Annotated in this window: 2 protein-coding genes; both read left to right on the top strand. The window is 63.9% G+C overall.

Annotation, left to right across the window (positions count from 1 at the left end):
* Positions 1 to 1568, top strand: a 1568-nt coding sequence (locus WCG50_RS19105) for a nucleoside-diphosphate sugar epimerase/dehydratase (RefSeq protein ID WP_336901179.1), incomplete at its 5' end; no start/stop codon positions are given.
* Between the two features lie 63 nt (positions 1569 to 1631).
* Positions 1632 to 2151: acetylglutamate kinase (gene argB, locus WCG50_RS19100; protein ID WP_336901178.1), on the top strand; the 520-nt coding region annotated here is incomplete at its 3' end.

Below are 2151 nucleotides of genomic sequence, written 5' to 3'. Positions count from 1 at the left end.
GGCAAAAATGGCTGGGCGTGCCACGCAGCCTGGGCGTGCTGCAACCCCTTATTTTCCTTTTTTTGGTGGGGGCGAGCCGGGCGGTTGCCCGCTTCTGGCTGGCTGATCTGGGCAATGCCCAGGCCAAGGCCACCGGCCGCTTGCTGATTTATGGCGCGGGCACGGCCGGCGTGCAAACGGCCTCGGCCTTGCGCGTATCAAGCCAATTTCAACTGCTGGGTTTTGTCGATGACGATGCGGCCAAGGTCGGGCGCAGCGTCAACGGCATTCCGGTGTTTTCGCCAGCGCAGGTGCCGGCGGTGGTGGTGCAGCAAGGTGTCACCGATATTTTGCTGGCGCTGCCCAGCGCCACCCGCGACCGGCGCAACACCATCATCGACAGCTTGCGCGCGCAGCCGGTGCACATTCGCACGCTGCCCGGTTTGGCTGATCTGGCCAGTGGCCGGGTCACGGTGCAGGATTTTCGCGATCTTGATGTGGAAGACCTGCTGGGCCGCGACCCGGTGCCGCCCGATGCAGCCCTGATCGCGCGCGACCTGGCCGGGCAGGTGGTGCTGGTCACCGGCGCGGGTGGCAGCATTGGCGGCGAGCTGACGCGCCAAATCGTGCAGCAGCAACCGCGCCAGTTGCTGCTGCTCGACCACAACGAGTTTGGTCTTTACAGCATTCACCAGGAGTTGCAGGGGCTTTGCGCCGCCAAAGGTCTGGTGGTGGAACTGGTACCGCTGCTGGGCAGTGTGGCCAACTTTGAGCGCTTGCTGGCGGTTTGCACGCAGTACCGCCCGGCCACCGTGTACCACGCCGCGGCCTACAAACATGTGCCGATGGTGGAAGACAACCCGGGCGAGGGTGTGGCCAACAACGTGATGGGCACCTGGAACACCGCCCGCGCGGCGCGTGATGCGGGCGTCAAGCGTTTTGTGTTGATCTCCACTGACAAGGCGGTGCGGCCTACCAACGTGATGGGCGCCACCAAGCGCATGGCCGAGCTGGTGCTGCAGGCGCTGGCCGCAGAGAGCACCAACACCTGTTTCACGATGGTGCGTTTTGGCAATGTGCTCGATTCGAGTGGCAGCGTGGTGCCGCTGTTTCGCCGCCAGCTCGCCGCCGGCGGGCCGCTCACCGTGACGCATGCCGAGGTCACCCGCTATTTCATGACCATCCCCGAGGCCGCGCAATTGGTGTTGCAGGCCGGCGCCATGGCGGTGGGCGGCGATGTGTTTGTGCTGGACATGGGCGAGCCGGTCAAGATCCTGGACTTGGCGCGGCGCATGGTGCAACTCAGTGGCCTGAGCCTGCGCGACGACGCCAACCCCGCGGGCGATATCGAGATTGAGATCACCGGCCTGCGCCCGGGCGAAAAGCTCTACGAGGAGTTGCTGATTGGCGACAACCCCGAGCGCACCGCCCACCCCCGCATCATGAAAGCGCATGAAGACCACTTGGTCTGGGCCGGGCTGGCGCTGCATCTGCAAACGCTGCGCGTAGCCGCCGACCTGAATGACGTGGCGGCGATCAAAGCCGTGCTGCAGACCTGTGTGCAGGGCTATGGGGTCCGCGTGTCATAAAAAGCCCGGCCAACATGCGGCACAATTTGCGACTGATTCATTTCTGCAAACCGAGTGCCCCCCATGACCGACATCTCCAAAATCACCCCGCGCGAAAAAGCTGAAATTCTGGCGCAGGCGCTGCCCTACATTCGCAAGTTCCATGGCAAGACCATGGTCATCAAGTACGGCGGCAACGCCATGACCGACCCCGCGCTGCAGGCCGATTTTGCCGAAGACGTGGTGCTGCTGAAGCTGGTGGGTATCAACCCGGTGGTGGTGCACGGCGGTGGGCCGCAGATCGAAACCGCGCTCAAGCGCCTGGGTAAAAAAGGCGAATTTATTCAGGGCATGCGCGTGACCGATGCCGAAACCATGGAAGTGGTGGAGTGGGTGCTGGGCGGCGAGGTGCAGCAAGACATCGTCGGGCTGATCAACCAGGCCGGTGGCAAGGCCGTGGGCCTGACCGGGCGTGACGGCGGCATGATTCGCGCCCAAAAACTCAAGCTGATGGACACGCAAGACCCCAGCATCGAGCACGATGTGGGCCAGGTCGGCGACATCGTCAGCATCGACCCCAGCGTGGTGATTGCGCTGCAAGACG

The organism is Rhodoferax sp., assembly GCF_037143375.1.
Lineage (GTDB): Bacteria > Pseudomonadota > Gammaproteobacteria > Burkholderiales > Burkholderiaceae_C > Rhodoferax.
The sequence above is the reverse complement of the archived record's forward strand: the minus strand, read 5'-3'. Positions and strand labels throughout refer to the sequence as shown.